Origin of the sequence: Caballeronia sp. GAFFF2, from assembly GCF_023631485.1 — a bacterium.
Lineage (GTDB): Bacteria > Pseudomonadota > Gammaproteobacteria > Burkholderiales > Burkholderiaceae > Caballeronia.
In genome coordinates, this window is the sequence record NZ_JALQDA010000008.1 from 112,379 (window position 1) to 130,731 (window position 18,353).

Annotated in this window: 14 protein-coding genes; 9 read left to right on the forward strand and 5 right to left on the reverse strand. The window is 62.6% G+C overall.

The genetic code is table 11. From position 1 onward, the window contains the following. Positions 1–76: 76 nt before the first annotated feature. Complete coding sequence (locus NCT04_RS05320; protein WP_250464184.1) at positions 77–649, reverse strand: META domain-containing protein; 573 nt, start codon at positions 647–649, stop codon at positions 77–79. Positions 650–945: 296 nt separating this feature from the next. Between NCT04_RS05320 and purT the strand changes: the two genes are divergently transcribed. The 4 genes from purT (at position 946) to NCT04_RS05340 (ending at position 4,733) form a co-directional block, all read left to right on the forward strand. Then, positions 946–2,214: a formate-dependent phosphoribosylglycinamide formyltransferase gene (gene purT, locus NCT04_RS05325; RefSeq protein ID WP_244827520.1), complete on the forward strand. Its 1,269-nt coding sequence runs from the start codon at positions 946–948 to the stop codon at positions 2,212–2,214. A 45-nt stretch (positions 2,215–2,259) separates the two neighbouring features. Further along, entirely contained in the window at positions 2,260–2,415 is a 156-nt protein-coding gene (locus NCT04_RS05330; RefSeq protein WP_309845184.1) for a DUF6726 family protein, read from the forward strand. A 58-nt stretch (positions 2,416–2,473) separates the two neighbouring features. Continuing rightward, complete coding sequence (locus NCT04_RS05335; RefSeq protein WP_250464215.1) at positions 2,474–2,842, forward strand: MliC family protein; 369 nt, start codon at positions 2,474–2,476, stop codon at positions 2,840–2,842. Between the two features lie 421 nt (positions 2,843–3,263). Further along, positions 3,264–4,733, forward strand: a complete 1,470-nt coding sequence (locus NCT04_RS05340) for a DEAD/DEAH box helicase (protein WP_250464186.1) — start codon at positions 3,264–3,266, stop codon at positions 4,731–4,733. Positions 4,734–4,974: 241 nt separating this feature from the next. Here the strand turns inward: NCT04_RS05340 and gluQRS are convergent, their stop codons facing one another. Further along, entirely contained in the window at positions 4,975–5,850 is an 876-nt protein-coding gene (gene gluQRS, locus NCT04_RS05345; RefSeq protein ID WP_250464188.1) for a tRNA glutamyl-Q(34) synthetase GluQRS, read from the reverse strand. A 19-nt stretch (positions 5,851–5,869) separates the two neighbouring features. Then, entirely contained in the window at positions 5,870–6,724 is an 855-nt protein-coding gene (locus NCT04_RS05350; RefSeq protein WP_250464190.1) for a sulfurtransferase, read from the reverse strand. A 213-nt stretch (positions 6,725–6,937) separates the two neighbouring features. Between NCT04_RS05350 and dnaE the strand changes: the two genes are divergently transcribed. Then, positions 6,938–10,468: a DNA polymerase III subunit alpha gene (dnaE, locus tag NCT04_RS05355; RefSeq protein WP_404989029.1), complete on the forward strand. Its 3,531-nt coding sequence runs from the start codon at positions 6,938–6,940 to the stop codon at positions 10,466–10,468. After that, positions 10,468–11,529 carry a glycosyltransferase family 4 protein gene (locus NCT04_RS05360; protein ID WP_250464194.1) on the forward strand — a complete coding sequence of 354 codons (1,062 nt, stop codon included), beginning with the start codon at positions 10,468–10,470 and terminating at the stop codon, positions 11,527–11,529. The genes dnaE and NCT04_RS05360 overlap by 1 nt, the downstream gene beginning before the upstream one ends. A gap of 24 nt (positions 11,530–11,553) precedes the next feature. Here NCT04_RS05360 and NCT04_RS05365 read toward each other — a convergent pair whose 3' ends face one another. Both NCT04_RS05365 and NCT04_RS05370 read right to left on the reverse strand, forming a co-directional pair. Beyond that, entirely contained in the window at positions 11,554–12,315 is a 762-nt protein-coding gene (locus NCT04_RS05365) for a glycosyltransferase family 2 protein (RefSeq protein ID WP_250464196.1), read from the reverse strand. Between the two features lie 54 nt (positions 12,316–12,369). Next, a complete protein-coding gene (locus NCT04_RS05370; protein WP_250464198.1) occupies positions 12,370–13,365 on the reverse strand; it encodes a glycosyltransferase family 2 protein in 996 nt (331 codons plus the stop codon). A gap of 159 nt (positions 13,366–13,524) precedes the next feature. Between NCT04_RS05370 and NCT04_RS05375 the strand changes: the two genes are divergently transcribed. The 3 genes from NCT04_RS05375 to NCT04_RS05385 all read left to right on the forward strand — a co-directional run bounded on the left by NCT04_RS05375 (position 13,525) and on the right by NCT04_RS05385 (position 18,134). Beyond that, entirely contained in the window at positions 13,525–14,802 is a 1,278-nt protein-coding gene (locus NCT04_RS05375) for an O-antigen ligase family protein (protein ID WP_244827528.1), read from the forward strand. Positions 14,803–14,974: 172 nt separating this feature from the next. Next, positions 14,975–16,693, forward strand: a complete 1,719-nt coding sequence (msbA, locus tag NCT04_RS05380) for a lipid A export permease/ATP-binding protein MsbA (protein WP_370652127.1) — start codon at positions 14,975–14,977, stop codon at positions 16,691–16,693. Between the two features lie 181 nt (positions 16,694–16,874). Continuing rightward, entirely contained in the window at positions 16,875–18,134 is a 1,260-nt protein-coding gene (locus NCT04_RS05385) for a CotH kinase family protein (RefSeq protein ID WP_250464200.1), read from the forward strand. Positions 18,135–18,353: the final 219 nt, after the last annotated feature.

The following is an 18,353-nucleotide window of genomic DNA, read 5'->3' on the forward strand; positions in this document are numbered from 1 at the left end:
ATGCGCGTTCAACCAGGCAGTTTAACGGTTGCGGCGTGCGCCGATAGGTATGGCGCAAGCACGCAACACCTCGCGCTTACTTGGGCCGCGGCGCGAACGTGAGCACCTGTCCATCGGCGAGCGTCAGTTGCAACGCTGGCGGCGGGTTCATCTGAACGCCGCTTCTGGCGACATGTGCGAGTCCATCCAGATACGGCTGCTCCAACGCACCGCCCGTGCCGGAGACGCAAGCCATGCGCGTACCGGCGAGCGGGCCGAACGTGAGCTTGCCGTCTTTCAGGTCATAGGCGCCCGCGAAGCGGTTGCAACCGGAAAAGCCGCTCGCGCGCCGATGGCCGCTCGCCGTCGAAAAGTCGAGCGTGATGGGCTGCGCGCCGCCCGCGTCCTGAGGAAGCGCACGCGGCTTGCCACTTGCATCGGTCCACCGCGTGAGCTGCCATTGCGTGTCGTCGAGCAATTGCGTGGCGGCGGGATTGTAGGGATCGGTGGGCGGCGCGCTCGTGTCGGGATGCTTGGGGAGCGCGCAGCCGGCGATGAAACCCGTGGCGAGCAGCAGCACACCGGCGCGCCGCGATGCACGTGTGAGCCACGCCGGCGCTCCCCGAAAAAGCGGCGACGTAGACGGTGTGCGGATGAAGTGCGTGGGCATCGGGGAGTCCTGAAACTGGCGAAACCGTAAGGGTATCGCACTCGTCCTACGATTTGTCCAGCGCTCGATGCAACAAAATGATCGGCAGCGCTTTCCTCCCGTCGACGATCTTCGAAAAGCACGCGAATGCCTTGCAACTGAGCAGCGATACCGCTTGTCATACTGCTCTTGGCGCCTGTCAATAGACCGAATGGCAGAGCTGTTGCACTAAGCGGTGCGTGTTAACATCCGGGCCATTCTCGCCTCATCGAATGTTCGAGCAACAGGCGCCACCGAATCCGATTTCTGGAGCACTCATGCACACCGACTCGCAACGCGACCCCGCTACCGGCACGAATGCCGCGACCGACGTCGAGCGCCGCATCGGCACGCCGCTTTCGGCGCATGCCACGCGCGTGATGTTGCTCGGCGCGGGCGAGCTCGGCAAGGAAGTGATCATCGCGTTGCAGCGGCTCGGCGTCGAGGTGATCGCGGTGGATCGCTATGCGAACGCGCCGGGGCATCAGGTCGCGCACCGGGCGCATGTCATCGACATGACCGATGCAGTGGCGCTGCGCGCGCTCGTCGAGCAAGAGTCGCCGCATCTGATCGTGCCCGAGATCGAGGCAATCGCCACCGACGCGCTCGCCGACATCGAAGCCGCTGGCATTGCCACCGTGATTCCGACCGCGCGCGCCACGCAATTGACGATGAATCGCGAAGGCATTCGCCGCCTGGCCGCCGAGACGCTTGGCTTGCCGACCTCGCCGTACGCGTTCGCGCAGTCGCTCGAAGAGATGAAGGCGGCGATCGCGAAGATCGGTTTTCCGTGCGTGGTGAAGCCCGTCATGTCGTCCTCGGGCAAGGGACAATCCGTGCTCGGAAGCGACGCGGATGTCGAGCCCGCCTGGAACTACGCGATGGCGGGCGGGCGCGTGAACCACGGGCGCGTGATCGTGGAAGGGTTCATCGACTTCGAGTACGAAATCACGCAACTCACCGTGCGCGCGGCCGACCCCGCGACCGGCGAGACGGCGACCTTTTTCTGCGAGCCTATCGGCCACGTGCAGGTGGCGGGTGACTACGTCGAATCCTGGCAGCCGCAGGCGATGAGCGCCGTCGCGCTCGCCCGCTCGCGCGATGTCGCGGCAAAGGTGACGACCGCGCTCGGCGGACGCGGCCTCTTCGGCGTGGAACTCTTCGTGCGCGGCGATGACGTATGGTTTTCGGAAGTCAGTCCGCGTCCGCACGACACGGGTCTCGTGACGCTCGCCACGCAGCGTTTCTCCGAGTTCGAATTGCACGCGCGCGCCATTCTCGGCTTGCCCGTCGATACCGCGCTGCAAACGCCGGGCGCATCGGCGGTGATCTACGGCGGCCTCGACGAAGCGGGTATCGCCTTCGAAGGCGTGGCCGAAGCGCTTGCGGTGCCGGGCGCGGATCTGCGCCTCTTCGGCAAGCCCGAGAGCTTCGCGAAACGGCGCATGGGCGTCGCGCTCGCTACTGGCGTCGATACCGGCGAAGCGCGTGAGCGCGCGAAGCTGGCGGCGTCGAAAGTAAAGCCCGTATCGAGTCGACCGGGCTGACCATCGCCTGCAAATGGCAGGGAGAAGATAGTGAAGCGAATCATCATGGCCGCGTTGATCGTGGCGTGCGCGGGACTTTCGGGCTGCGGGCTGGCCGCGGCTCCGTGCCGGATCGCGTCAGCGGGTTTGAAGATCGTGCCGGTGGTCGGCCATGTCGCGGCCGCGCCCACGGACGCCTGCGCGGACGTGATCGATCCATGATCTTCGGGCCATCCATCAAGGCTCGCCGAGCCGCTTCCCACGATTTCCGGACCCGATGATGAAACGATCTCTCGTACTTTCGGCCGCGCTTCTTATGGCGTCTTCCGTCGCCACGACCGCGCGCGCGATGCCGCTCACCGTGCCGCAAATCCAGACCGCCTCGACGCAGACCACGCGCTACGACTGCAAGGATGGCAAGAGCGTGTCGGTGCAATACACCAACGCACGCAATCACCAGAGCTTCGCGGCATTGACGGTGGATGGCCGCAAACTGCTGTTCGTCAACGTGATCGCGGGTTCCGGGGCCAAATACGTCGCGGATCAATATACGTGGTGGACCAAGGGACCGCAGGCCAATCTCTATGACGAGATGGCGGCCAAGGACTCGCCGCCGCTACTGGCCGATTGCGAGGCGCACAACAAGTAAGCGCGGCCCACGTCGTGCGCCTCTGTCGCATGAAGCGCGGAAAGGGGCGGATCGACGCCGGATGCTACAATGTGCGGCTTTCCGGCTAAGATTTTTGCCCTGCAGCGTCGTGGTTCGCATCGGTTCGCGTGGCCTTCCACTTGAGCGTGCGTCGGCCGCCTTGAAGGCGTCATCGAAGCCGTGTTCCATCGCAGCGGGCCTTGTGCCCGAACCTGCGGCGTTCCGCAGGCCGCGACCATCGGCCGAATCTGCGTCAGGCGCTCGTTTTCCTGCCCGGCGCGCTTCAAGTGCATGGCAAGCGCCGCGCACAAATGCTTGCGCGGACAACCCTCCGCGTCACCGAAATACTCACGCGTAATCGACCGAACGCCCGCTTACGCACCGCTTCAAGCGGATTTTTAGCGAAAGCCCAATAGTCACCATGTCAGATTCCGTCGCCACGAACCCGTCCACCGCGCCTACGTTCGATCAGTTCGGCTTGGCCGCCGACATCCTCAAGGCAGTGAGCGAGTCCGGCTATACCACGCCCACGCCGATCCAGGAGCAGGCCATTCCCGTCGTGCTCGCGGGCCGCGATGTGATGGGCGCGGCGCAGACCGGCACGGGCAAGACCGCGAGTTTTTCGCTGCCGATCATCCAGCGTCTTTTGCCGATGGCCAATACGAGCGCCTCGCCCGCCCGCCATCCCGTGCGCGCGCTGATGCTTACGCCCACGCGCGAACTTGCCGATCAGGTCGCCGCCAACGTGCAGACCTACTCGAAGCACACTGCGTTGCGCAGCACGGTGGTGTTCGGCGGCGTCGACATGAATCCGCAGTCGGATGCGTTGCGCCGTGGCGTGGAGATTCTCATCGCGACGCCGGGACGTCTGCTCGATCACGTTCAGCAGAAGACGCTCAATCTCGGCCAGGTGCAGATGCTCGTCCTCGACGAAGCCGACCGCATGCTCGACATGGGCTTTCTGCCGGACCTGCAGCGCATTCTGAATCTGCTGCCTAAGGAGCGTCAGACGCTGCTGTTTTCGGCGACGTTCTCGCCTGAAATCAAGAAGCTCGCGGCAACTTACTTGCGCAATCCGCAGACCATCGAAGTCGCGCGCAGCAACTCCACCGCGACCAACGTGCGGCAGATCGTCTTCGAAGTGCACGAGAGCGACAAGTCGGGCGCCGTCGCGCAACTGATCCGCCAGCGCGGATTAAAGCAGGTCATCGTGTTCTGCAACAGCAAGATCGGCGCGAGCCGGTTGGCGCGCGTGCTGGAACGTGATGGCATCGTCGCCACCGCGATTCACGGCGACCGTACGCAAGGCGAGCGCATGCAGGCGCTCGACGCGTTCAAGCGCGGCGAGATCGAAGCACTCGTCGCAACCGACGTGGCCGCGCGCGGGCTCGACATCGCCGAATTGCCGGCGGTCATCAACTTCGACTTGCCGTTCAGCGCGGAAGATTACGTGCACCGTATCGGTCGCACGGGGCGCGCGGGTGCGTCGGGCGACGCGTTGTCGCTGTGCAGCGCGAACGAACGCAAGCAGCTTGCCGACATCGAGAAGCTGATCAAGCGTCCGCTCGAAGTGATGACGCTCGAAGTAGCGACGCCGGTGCGCCGTGAAGGCGCGCGGCGCGACGAGCGGCCGGTCCGCCCGGAGCGCAGCGAACATCGGCATGGCGCGCGGGAAGAAGCGGGTCCGCGCCGGCGCACGTCGGGGTCGTCGTATGATCGGCCGCGCGGGCGTCAGCAGCCGGTGGACGAATTCTTCCTCAAGCCTTACGAGCCCTCGCCCTCGGCGGTGAAGCGGCATGAGGAAAGCGTCGAGCCGGAGCGCAAGAGCGCGCCGAAGCAGCCGTTGGCCGCGTTGCTTGGCGGGTTGGGTGCGTTGCGTAAGTCGACTTGAGTTGGCGCATGAAGCTTTGAGAAACGGTGGTCTCTGCGACTGCCGTTGAACCGTTGGGAACGGTATGTGTTGAATGAAAAGGGCAACCGGTTAGGTTGCTTTTTTTATGTGCCGCTCCTTGAGCACTTAAAGGCCGCAGCCAACGTTCTGAGGCGACAACAGACCCAATCTCGTATCGCACTCGTCAGTCGAACGCTTACGCGGCGCGAGCGATTAGCCCCTCAAAAGCGAACGCACGCCACTAGATAATCCCGAACCGACGCGCCCACTGCGCGGTCGCATCCGCATACAACGACTCGAGCGAACCGGCGGCGGCCACTTCGATACTCAAATGCCGCGCCGCCTGCACCAACGCATCCAGCGGCGCGTCACGACCAAGCGGCGCCGCGCCCGTCTGCTTGCTGAGTTTCTCGCCCGCATCGTTGCTGACGACAGACACATGCAGATACGACGGCGTCGGCACATCGAGACATCGCTGAAGATAAATCTGCCGCGCGGTCGAATCCAGCAGGTCTGCGCCGCGCACGACATGCGTAATGCCGGCTGAAGCGTCGTCGACGACGACAGCCAGTTGATACGCCCACAGCCCATCCGCACGCTTCAAGGCAAAATCGCCGACTTCGGCCGCAAGATCTTGCGTTTGTATTCCCTGCCAGCGATCCACGAAACCGACGCGTGCCGCGTCGCCGTCCGGCACGCGCAGTCGCCACGCGCGCGCGGGACGGCCATGCAAGCCGCTTCGACAAGTACCGGGATAAGCGAGCGTCGCGTGACGAGCATGCGCATGAACGAGCGAGTCGGCGATCTCGCGTCGCGTGCAGCCGCAGGGATAAACGAAGCCGGCGGCAAGCAAGCGCTCGAATGCATCTTGATAAGCCGCGTCGCGTTGACTTTGCCAGACCGGCGGTTCGTCCGAATGCATGCCGAAATGCGCGAGCGTTGCGAGAATCTCGTCGGCCGCGCCAGCCACCGTACGCGGTGCATCGACATCTTCTATTCGCACGATCCAGCTACCGAGATGCGCCCGCGCATCGAGAAGACTAGCAAGCGCGCTGACGAGCGACCCCGCGTGCAGCGGCCCGGTGGGCGAGGGCGCGAAGCGGCCACGGTAAGTCATCTCAGGGCTCGTTCAAGGTTCAGGCGGCCTTCGCATCCGGATGACACGCGGGGCACGTGGCGCCCGGCACGTACAACGGCGACTGCTGATCTTCCACGCTGACCACCGCGCGGCAGCCGAAGCATTGCGAAGTGGAGGTCTGCTGCAGGTTCGGATCGAGCGCCGTGCGGTAGTCGAACACGAAACATTCGCCCGAGTAATGCGCGCCGCCCACTTCCTCGAAATACTTGAGGATGCCGCCCTCGAGTTGATAGACGTGATCGATGCCCACTTCCTTCATGTGAATCGCAGCTTTCTCGCAACGAATTCCGCCCGTGCAGAACGACACCACCGTCTTGCCTTCCAGATCGGCACGGTTCTGTTCGATCACCTCGGGAAACTCGCTGAATTTCGTGATGCGGTAGTCGAGCGCGTGGTCGAACGTGCCGACGTCCACTTCGAAGGCATTGCGCGTGTCGAGCATGACGACCGGACGGCCTTCGTCGTCGTGACCACGGTCGAGCCAGGCCTTGAGCGTCACCGGATCGACGGCGGGCGCGCGGCCGAGTTCCGGCTTGATCGCGGGCTTCTTCATGGTGATGATCTCGCGCTTGAGTTTCACCAGCATGCGGCGAAACGGTTGCTTTGCGGAGAGGCTTTCCTTGAATTGCAGATCGGCGAAGCGGTCGCCGAAGAGCGCGTCGCCCCGAATGTAATCGATGAACTCGCGCACCTCCGCCACCGGCCCCGCGATGAAGAGGTTGATGCCCTCCGGCGCGAGCAGGATCGTTCCCTTCAGGCCAAGCGCGTTGCAGCGTTCGGTGACGAGCGGGCGCCACGCGGCGCTGTCGTCGATGGAAACGAATTTGTAGGCGGAGAGGTTCAGAATGCTCATGATCGGATAACGGGGCAAAGCCGGTAAAAATGGCGGCAAAAAGCGGATGCTGGGACGCCGCGCAACTCCGTATTATCCCGCAAATGGCGCAGGTCTTTTCGTAGGCGCGGGCCGCCGCGTTCACGCCGTTTGCGCCAGCGCAATTTCGAGAATCGCCGAGGGCTTGTCCGTTCGGCTAACGCGCGCCCCTTAGCCGTTTTCGCGATGGGCCGCATGTACAATATCGTCATGTCAGATCCCCGCTTCGTTCATCTTCGCGTCCACTCCGAGTTCTCGATTGCCGACGGCATCGTGCGGCTGGACGACGTCGTCAAATCCGCCGCGAAAGACGGTCAGGGCGCACTCGCGCTGACCGATCTCGCCAACGCGTTCGGCCTCGTGCGCTTCTACAAGGAAGCGCGCAGCAAGGGCATCAAACCCATTGCCGGCTGCGATGTCTGGATCACCAATCCCGCCGATCGCGACAAGCCTTCGCGGCTGATCCTGCTCGTGCGCGACAAGACCGGCTATCTCAACCTGTGCGAACTGTTGAGCCGCGCGTGGCTGACGAATCAATACCGCGGGCGCGCGGAAGTGCTCGTCGAATGGCTCGAAGAAGGGCTGGCTGAAGGTCTGCTCGCCATTTCCGGCGCGCAGCAGGGCGACATCGGCATGGCGTTCGCGGCGGGCAACGCGGCAAGCGCGCAACGCAACGCCGAACGCTGGTCGGCGCTCTTTCCGAACGCGTTCTACATCGAACTGCAGCGCGCCGGTCAGCCGGGCGAACAGGCTTATTTTCAGGAGGCCGTCGCGCTCGCCGCAAAGCTCGGGTTGCCTGTGGTCGCCACGCATCCGCTGCAATTCATGACGCCCGACGACTACACCGCGCACGAAGCGCGCGTGTGCATTTCGGAAGGCGATATCCTCGCCAATCCGCGTCGTCAGAAGCGCTTCACGACCGAGCAGTATTTCCGCACGCAAGACGAAATGTGCGCGCTTTTCGCGGATATTCCTTCCGCGCTCGCCAATACGGTCCAAATTGCGAAGCGCTGTAATCTCACGCTCGAACTCGGCAAGCCCAAACTGCCGCTTTTCCCCACGCCGGATGGCCTTACGCTCGACGACTACCTCGTGCAGTTGTCGAAGGAAGGCCTCGAGGTGCGGCTCGCGCAGCTCTATCCCGATGAAGCCGAACGCGAGGCACAGCGCGAGACTTATTACGCGCGGCTCGAATTCGAGTGCGGCACGATCATCAAGATGGGCTTTCCGGGCTACTTCCTGATCGTCGCCGACTTCATCATGTGGGCGAAGAACAATGGCGTGCCGGTGGGTCCCGGCCGCGGTTCGGGCGCGGGCTCGCTCGTCGCTTATGCGCTCGGCATTACCGATCTCGACCCGCTGCGCTACAACCTGCTGTTCGAACGCTTCCTGAATCCCGAACGCGTGTCGATGCCCGACTTCGACATCGACTTCTGTCAGGAAGGGCGCGACCGCGTCATTCAGTACGTGAAGCAGAAATATGGCGCGGACGCGGTTTCGCAGATCGCCACCTTCGGCACCATGGCGGCGAAGGCGGCGGTGCGCGACATCGGCCGCGTACTCGATCTCGGCTACATGTTCACCGACGGCGTCGCCAAGCTCATCCCGTTCAAGCCGGGCAAGCACGTGACCATCGCGGACGCGATGAAGGAAGAGCCGACCCTGCAGGAGCGCTTCGACAACGAAGACGAAGTGCATCAATTGCTCGAACTCGCGCAGCGCGTGGAAGGGCTCACGCGTAACGTCGGCATGCACGCGGGCGGCGTGCTGATCGCGCCGGGCAAGCTCACCGATTTCTGTCCGCTCTACACGCAGGGCGAAGACGGCGGCGTGGTCAGTCAGTACGACAAGGACGACGTGGAAGCCGTCGGTCTGGTCAAGTTCGACTTTTTGGGCCTGACCACGCTCACCATCCTGGACTGGGCCGAGCGCTATATTCGCCGGCTCGATCCCTCGAAGAAAGACTGGAATCTCTCGCAGGTTCCGCTCGACGACCCTGCTTCGTTTTCGATCCTCAAGAAAGCGAATACCGTCGCCGTGTTCCAGCTGGAAAGCCGCGGCATGCAGGGCATGCTGAAGGACGCGCAGCCGGACCGCTTCGAGGACATCATCGCGCTGGTGGCGCTGTATCGTCCGGGCCCGATGGACCTGATTCCGAGCTTCTGCGCGCGTAAGCACGGGCGCGAGATCGTCGAGTATCCGGACCCGCGCGTCGAGCCCGTCCTGAAGGAGACCTACGGCATCATGGTCTATCAGGAGCAGGTGATGCAGATGGCGCAGATCATCGGCGGCTATTCGCTCGGCGGCGCGGACTTGCTGCGTCGCGCGATGGGCAAGAAGAAGCCCGAAGAGATGGCCGTGCATCGCGAGTTGTTCCGCGAAGGCGCGGCGAAGAACGGTCTCACCGCGCAGAAGGCGGACGACACCTTCGACCTCATGGAGAAATTCGCGGGCTACGGCTTCAACAAGTCGCACGCGGCGGCTTACGCGTTGCTCGCTTATCACACGGCGTGGCTGAAGGCGCACCATCCGGCGGAATTCATGGCGGCTAATATGTCGCTCGCCATGGACGACACCGACAAGGTCAAGATTCTCTTCGAGGACTGCATCGGCAATGGCATGGCCGTGCTGCCGCCGAACATCAACCAGTCGGCGTATCGCTTCGAACCGGTCGCCGAAGCGGACGGCAAGCGCTCGAAGACCATTCGCTACGGTCTGGGCGCGGTGAAGGGCAGCGGCCAGAACGCAATCGAAGAAATCCTGCGTGCGCGTGAAGACGGGCCGTTTGCGGATCTTTTCGACTTCTGCGAGCGGATCGACCGGCGCGTCGTGAATCGCCGCACGGTCGAAGCGCTGATCCGCGCGGGCGCGTTCGACTGCCTGCACGAGAACCGCGCGCAACTGCTGGCCTCCGTGCCGCTCGCCATGGAAGCCGCCGATCAGGCCGCCGCCAACGCCATGCAAGGCGGTCTCTTCGACATGGGCGACGCGCCGCTCGAAAAGCATCAGCTCGTCGATGAACCCATGTGGTCCGACAAGAAGCGCTTGCAGGAAGAAAAAACCGCGCTCGGTTTCTATCTGTCTGGCCATCTCTTCGACGCCTACAAAGGTGAAGTGCGCCGCTTCGTGCGTCAAAAAATCGGCGAACTGAAGGAAGGGCGCGACAAGCTCGTCGCGGGCGTGATCTCGACCACGCGCACGCAAATGACCCAGCGCGGCAAGATGCTGATCGTCAATCTCGACGACGGCACCGGCCAGTGCGAAGTCACCGTGTTCAACGAGCAGTTCGAAGCCAACAAGGCGCTCTTCAAGGAAGACGAGTTGCTCGTGGTGCAAGGTCAGGCGCGTAACGACGCCTTCACCGGCGGCATTCGCTTTACCGTCGATACCGCGATGGACCTCGAACGCGCGCGCAGCCGCTACGCGCAGTCGGTAAAGGTCGAGATGAACGGCAACGCGGATTCCTTGCGTCTGCGCCGCGTGCTCGAAGCGCATGCGGCGGGTGCGGAAGCGCCGGCGGCCGTGGCGCCGCCCGCGCGCGAAAACGGCAGGCAGCGCCAGTCCGCACCCATCCCGAACGGCTTGAACGTGAGCATCGTTTATCGCAGCGAGCATGCGGAAGGCGAAGTTCGGCTCGGCGATGCCTGGCGCGTCAAGCCCACCGACGAACTCATCACCGCGCTGCGCGGCGAGTTCGCGGGCAGCGCAATCGAAATCGTCTACTGATGCGCATCGGCATCTCGGCGAACGCGCTCAAACTGAGCGGCGGGCTCGAACGCTACGCCATGGACCTGGTGCGCGGTCTTGCCGCCGCCGGCTTCGAGGGCCGCCAAAAGCCTGCGTTCTTTGCCCGCAAGATCGACTCGTCGTTGTCGGAGAGCAAGCTCGTCGAGGCGCATCGCATCAAGGTGTCGTTTCTGCCGGGCAAGCTGCGCGACGTGTATTTTTCGTGGGCGCTCAAGCGCGCGCGCAATAAGGCCAGGGTCGACGTGCTGATCGGCTGCAATCGCGTGGAAGGCTCGGAGATCGCCATCTGCGGAGGCACGCATATCGGCTTTCTGCGCGCAACCGGGCGTCGCGAAAAGCGGTCGGATACGCGGCAGATCGCGCTCGAACGCAGGCAGTATCGGGACGCGCGCGTGATCGTCGCGCACTCGGACATGATGCGTAACGAGCTTCGCGGGCTCTACGGCATCGACGAACGGAAGATTCGCGTGCTTTATCCGCCCGTGGATGGCGCGCGTTTCGCCTTAGCCGATGAAACCTCGCGCGCCCGTCTGCGCGAACGGTTCGGTTTCAAGGAAGACGAAATCGTGCTGCTCTTTCCTTCGAGCAGTCACGAGCGCAAGGGTTTGCCGCTGATCGAGAAGGCGCTCGGCGGCGCAGGCTTGCCGATCGTGATCGCCGTCGCCGGGCGCGCGCCCGAGAAGAGCGCGCCGAACGTGCGCTATATCGGCTACGCGAAAAATATCGAGGACGCTTATCGCGCGGCGGACTTCACCATTCTCGCGTCGAGCTACGAGCCGTTTGGGCTCGTGGGCATCGAATCGGTCATGTGCGGCACGCCGGTGATCTTTCCGGCCTGCATCGGCTGTGGCGATGCCATCGACGAAAGCGCCAAGCACGTTTTCAAATCTGGCGATGCGGACGACCTGCGGCGCGTCGTCGCTGCGGCAATTGCTTCACGACGCCGCGTATCGGGCAATGCCGTTCGTTATGACGCGAGCGTCGCGTCGCATGTGAATGCGCTGCTGGCGATGGCGGAAGAAATCAGCGGCGGTCGTTGAAGCCGCTGAGCCAAGCCGTGGCGCCTATCGTCTCTCGTTCAGATGCTCGAGCTTCAAGAACCGGTAATACACCGTCTGCGCATTGAAGAGCGCGATCATGAAGCCCGTGCGCCCATCCAGAAAACCGCGGCGCAGAAAATAGGTTCGCAAAAAAGCCCACGTGCCGCGTATAAGCGCAACCCCGAAACCGCCGCGCTTGCCTGCCGCATGACGCTGCACGGCGCCAGCGGTCGAATAAGCGTCCAGCTTGCGCAGCACGGTCTCGAAGTCTTCGTAGGAGTAGTGCATCAGCCGGCCATTGAGCCTGATCGCGGGCTCGTTCGTGGAAAGCACCAGACGCTCGTGCACGAGATCCGACGAGAAGCGCGCCGCGCCCCGCTTGAACAGCCGGGGAATCCAGTCCGGATACCAGCCGCTGTGTCTCACCCACGTTCCGCAAAAACTCGATAACCGGTCGACCGAATAGACATCCGCTTGCGGGCGAGCGATGGCGGCTCGAATCGATGCGGCGAGTTCGGGCGTCACGACTTCGTCGGCATCGATAGACAAGACCCAGTCGGTGGCAAGCGCATCCAGCGCGCGATTCTTCTGCGGCCCGAAGCCGGGCCAGTCGCGCGCTTCGATCACGCGCGCGCGATGCGCCTGGGCGATACCCACGGTGGCGTCGGTGCTGCCGCCATCGACGATGACGATGTCATCCGCGAACGAAACCGAGTCGAGACATTGCGCGAGCCGCGCGGCCGCGTTGTAGGTGATGATGGCGATGCCAAGCGTTGGCGATTTCATGTTGCCCGAGTCCGGCCTCTGATTCTTGTCGTGGTCACGTTCGATTGGAAAAGCCTAGCCGCGCAAATGCCATTTCACGAAGAAGAACGGCGAAAGCAGCCACGGGCACGTCGCATACACGAACATCTTGATGCGAAATCCCGGACTGACTTCATTCGATCCAGCCAGCAACGCGACCTTGCGCGCCAACGACGCGTCGCCGAACACGGCGCTCACGTAGCGCTCGCGCGCCGACTTTCGCGCCAGCATTGCGCGCATCCGAGCGCCGACGCCGACCTTGTCCGCGTCGCTTTCGAGCTGACGCGTCTCGCCCGATCCGTTGATATTCGCAAGCTTGATACGCGCGACGAATTCCGCCGGCGTGCGCCATTTGCGCTTGCTCGACAGCCCGCCGCGCCGGTACAGCACGAGCGGTTCGTGCAGCGTATGCGCGCCGTGACTCATGATCGCGCGAAACGCCATGATCTGGTCTTCGCCGTAGATGCCGGGCGCGATCGGCCCGAACTCCTCGAAAAGACGCCGCGCCCACGCGTGCGCCGCGCCGACCAGATGAGGCCGCCGTTCCATCCAGTCGTCGAAGCAGCGATAGTCGTCGAGGTCCGTTACGCGCAGGATGTCGTGCGTATTGCCTTCGGCATCGAGGTCTTGCAGGTCGGTCGCGATGAGGTCGTGGCGCTTGCCGCTTGCGAGCCACACTTCCATGACGCGCGTGACGCGTTCCGGTCGCGAGATATCGTCGCCCGCCGTGATAAAAAGCATCTCGCCCGATGCGCGCGCCGCGAGCGCACTGAGATGCGCGCTGATACCCGTGTTCTTCTCGTTTCGATACAGCCGCACCGTATGCGGCCCGCGATATTCGCGCACACAGCGCTCGGCGACGGCGTAAGTGGCGTCGGAGGAGGCATCGTCGGAAATGAGGATTTCCAGCGGCGACCAGGTTTGCGCGAGCGCCCCGGCAATCGCGTCGGCAACGGTTTCCTGCTGATTGAAGGTAATGAGCAAGAGACTCGCGAGCGGCGCGTTCTGCTCTGGCTGTGATATTCCTGACATGTACGATTCTGAGTGCTTCGAAGGCCCGGCGCGTCTTGGCCACGGCGTTGCGCGCTCGCGGAGAGCGAATCTCATGCCAGACGGCAGCGGCTATAATAACCCGCGATTTGGGGATAGGCGACCGGGCCGGCCGGTCAATCCCGCTTAAGGTTCATCGATTTGGAAAAAACTCTGCGCTACATGATCGCCAGCATGGTCTTGCTGGCGCCCGCAAGCACACTCGTCGTGCGAGGAGGGACGGGCTACTGCTTCTTCGTGTTGCTTGCCATCGCGCTCTTCGCGGGGTTCAGCAAGCCGTTTCGTCTGAGGCTCGGTCTGCTCGTCAACGCGTTCCCGCTCTATACGGTGGCCATGCTGTGCTTCATGGTTTATCTGCCGTTGCAGCAAGCCATCGAAGGTTATTATCTGCCGCGTGAATTCGACGGCATGTCGCGCTTCGCACTCGCGTTGCCGATTTTCCTGCTGCTCGTCAACGTGCCGATTCGGCAACTGAAGGCGCTCGGCTGGGGCTGCGCGCTCGGTGCCATCGGCGCGGGTTTCTGGGCCGTGGACAGCGCCATCCACATGACGGTGACGGAACTCGATCGCCTCGGCAACGATTTCACCAATCCGATTCCCTATGGCAATACCGCGCTCCTGCTCGGCTTTCTTTCGGTGATGTCGATCCGCTGGGATCGTTATCCGAACGCGCTGGCGAAGCGCCTCGGCATTGCACTGAAGCTGCTCGGACTGGTGGGCGGCATTTACGCGTCGTATCTGTCGGGCACGCGCGGCGGCTGGCTTGCCATTCCGCTCTTTCTCGTACTGTGCCTGCTCAACTTCGGCTGGATCAAACACCCTCGTCACTGGCTGACCGCGCTCGGCGTCGCCGTTCTGGCGATGGCGCTCTTGCTCGCCTCGCCGATCGGCCGCGAACGTGTGCAGGCGACGCGCTCCGACATCGCGCGCCTGTCGCACGGCGCGGCGGCGGACAGTTCGCTCGGCGCGCGGCTGCAGTTGTGGACCGCGTCGATTCATCTGTTCGAGGCGAATCCGGTGTTCGGCGTCGGCAAGGGACATCTGAAGAATTCGCTCAAGGGCATGGCCGATGCCGGCGAGGTATCGCCGCTCGTCGTCAATCAACGCGCGCACAGCGAGTTTTTCTCGACGATCGCGGAATTGGGCGCGTCGGGCGTGGTCTGTCTTGCGTTGCTGTATTTCGGGCCGCTCGTGTATTTCCTGCGCTACCGGAAATCGCCGCATCCCGATGTGTCGACGGCGGCGTATTGCGGGATCGCGGTCTCGGGGTCGGTTATCATCTTCGGACTGAGTATCGATGTATTCACGGTCGTGATGAGCACGTCGCTCATCGCGCTCTTCTGGGCCGTGCTGCTTGCGGTCATCACGCACGACGCGCGCGAGCCGCTTGGCAAGCCGGGGCGCGGACCGATCGGCTGAATTCGGGCCGGCCGGTTTCATTCTCCGGCTGACGAGAAATCACAAAAGTAACCAACGAGCGCCGCGGGAAGAGCTGGAAAGCGCCGGGCGAAGTGGAGATACGCTCTTGAAACGAGAAGGTAGTTTGCGCAAGCCGATTGGCGGCGCGGAAAGTTCGTCGCCGACCGCGGTCATGCGGCGCCTGTGGCCCTACATCCGCCCGCTCATGGGCATGGTGTTGCTCGGGCTCGGCACGATGGGTATCGTCGCCGCGACCGAAGCCGGCATCCCGATGCTGCTCAAACCGTTGCTCGACCACGGTTTTGGCTCCAAAAGCAGCGATCACGCGAAATGGCTCGTGCCGGCCGCGGTGATCGGACTCGCGCTCGTGCGCGGCGCGGCGCAGTATGCGTCGGGCTATTTTCTGTCGTACGTGTCGAACAAGATCCTGCTGCAACTTCGCCTGCAGATGTTCGAGCGCATGATCCACACGAGCGCCGGCTTCTTTCAGCGCGAGACGGCCAGCACGGTCATCAATGCAGTCGTGTTCGAGGTCAACCAGATTCTGAGCGTGCTATCGAGCGTCGTCGTCACGCTTGTGCGCGATTCGCTCACGGTCGTCTTTCTGCTCGGCTATCTGTTCATCCTCAACTGGCGGCTCACGCTGATCGTCGCGGTCATCCTGCCGGTGATCGGCTGGCTCGTGAGCAAGATCAACCGACGATTGCGGCGGCTCAATCGCGAGCATCAGACGCTGACCAACGAGTTGTCCTATGTCGTTGAGGAAACCGTCGCGGGCTACAAGGTCGTCAAGGTGCATAACGGCGAACCGTACGAAATGGACCGCTTCACGGAGATGAGCCAGCGCCTGCGCGGCTACTCGATGCGCATGCAGGTGTCCGGCGGCCTCGCGCAGCCGCTCACGCAGTTTCTTGCGTCGATCGCGCTCGCGGTGGTCATCACGATTGCGGTCGTGCAGTCCACCAACGATCAGACCACGGTAGGCGGCTTCGTTGCCTTCGTCACGTCCATGTTGCTCGTTATCTCGCCGCTCAAGCATCTGATTGACATCAATCAGCCGATGCAGCGTGGCATGACGGCGGCGGAGCTGATCTTCGGCCTGATCGACGAACCCGAGGAGCCGAAGGGCGGCGGGCGGCGTCTGGAACGCGCGCAAGGCGAAGTCGAGTTCCGCGATGTCACTTTCAGCTACGGTTCGCTGGACCGCATGATTCTCGACCGCGTGTCGTTCAAGGTTGCGCCCGGCGAGATGGTCGCGCTCGCGGGGCCGTCAGGCAGTGGAAAGACCACGCTCGTGAATCTGCTGCCGCGCTTCTTCGATCCACGCGGCGGGCAGGTGCTCGTCGATGGCGTGCCGATCACCGACTACGACCTGCACGACCTGCGCGGCCAGATGGCGATGGTGAGCCAGGATGTCGTGCTGTTCAACGACTCCATTGCGGCGAACGTTGCTTATGGGCAGAAGCCCGATCGCGACCGCGTGTTCTCGGCGCTGATGGCGGCGAATCTCATCGATATGGTGCAGGCGCTGCCTGATGGCATGGATACCTTGATCGGCGGCAACGGAATGCGCTTGTCCGGTGGACAGCGGCAGCGTTTGGCGATTGCCCGCGCGATCTACAAGGACGCGCCGATCCTGATCCTGGACGAGGCGACATCGGCGCTGGATTCCGAATCGGAACGCTACGTGCAGGCCGCGCTCGAAACGCTGATGAAGGGACGCACGACGCTCGTGATCGCGCATCGCTTGTCGACCATCGAGCGCGCGGACCGCATCCTCGTCATGGAAGGCGGGCGAATTGCGGAGCAGGGCAGCCATGCCGAACTGTTGCGCAAGGAAGGACTGTATGCGCATCTGCACCGGATTCAGTATCAGCAACAGCCGGCTTGATCGGCTTATTGACCATCGGCGCTTGTTCCCGACTTCGGTCAACTATTGATACAAACGCTTCGAGCAGCCTTGATATGATCCGCGGCCCAATCCGTGGGACCGGATCATTGAAAGAGAAGCGAAGATCATGTTGCAGTTCGTTGTAAAAGCAAAAACGCGCAGCCGGCCGAGCCTTGCGTCGATGGCTACGGTGGTTCTCATCAGCACCGTTCTTGCTGCCTGCTCGGGCGGCGGCTCTAGCGCTCCCTCGAAGGATTCGACGGATACCACGGGTACGACGGACCCGTCGGGCAAGAGCGCAACGCCCGCGGCCGCGCTGCCGGCCATGTCCATTAATACGGATGGCCGTGTTTCAATCGTCGATAAAGATGTTTATCTCGGCGCCGATCTCGGCATCACCGGGCCGGACGATGTCGATCCCTTCACAGGCAGGACGAGCATAAAGGGCCATGGCAACAGCACGTGGACGGCGGACAAGAAGCCATATCGGTTGAAACTCGACAGCAAGGCAAGTTTTTTTGGGCTGCCGAAGGACAAGAACTGGATCCTGCTCGCGAATTACTTCGACAAGACGCTCTTGCGCAATCGCACGGCGTTCGAACTAGGCAGGCGTTTTGGCATGGCGTGGACGCCGCATGACGTTCCCGTCGAACTCACGCTCAACGGTCAGTATGCGGGCGTGTATGACGTGGTCGAGTCGGTGCGGGTGGACAAGAACCGCGTGAATATCGCCAATAGTGACAACGCGGTCGCGCCCGAGCGCACAGGCTTCCTGGTCGAAATCAACGAGCGCATGGACGAAGACGTTTGCTGGCGCACGACGCACGGCATTGCGCTTTGCATCGACAGTCCGGATTCGGCATCGGACGCACAGGTCGCTTTTATCAAAGACTATTTGCAGCAGGCCGAAGACGCGTTGTATTCCAATTCGGGGAATTACGAGCAGTACTTCGATGTCGCTTCGCTAATCGACTGGTATCTCGTCAACGAGATTTTCAAGAATCAGGATGCGCGGGATTTTGCGAGCATCTACCTCTACAAGGATGCCGGCGGCAAATTGAAGTTCGGGCCATTGTGGGACTTCGACATTGGCGCGGGCAACATTAACTTTTCCGACGCGCAGTATCCGGAAGGATGGTGGGTTGCAAATGGTCAGTGGATTTCACGCATGAAGCAGATCGATCCGAGCTTCGAGACGCGTGTTCGGGCACGGTGGGATCAACTGAAGGCATCGCAAATCGATACGATCGTGAGTTATGTCGATGAGAACGCGCAGGCGCTTCAGGCAAATGGCGCAGCTAAGCGCAACTTTGATAAGTGGCCGGTGCTTGGGAAGAAGCTTTGGCCGAATCCGGTGGTGAAGGGTACTTATCAGGGTGAGGTAGCTTATCTGAAAGATTGGCTCACGCGGCGGATTGCCTGGTTGGATGGGAATCTTTGAGGGTGGAATTGCAGGAGCGTCAAGCGCTCCTGTTTGCTATTTGCTATTTGCTATTTGCTGTTTGCAGCATCGATACAGAAGAGGAACCTGTCCGCATTTTTGTGTGCGAGGCGGTTAGCGGAGTCACCCGCGTGCGTTGGTGAAACGCTCTCCAAACAGGATGGCAAACTGGTTCATCGCGGACGACCAGTCGAACGCCGCGCGTACTGACTTTGCCAG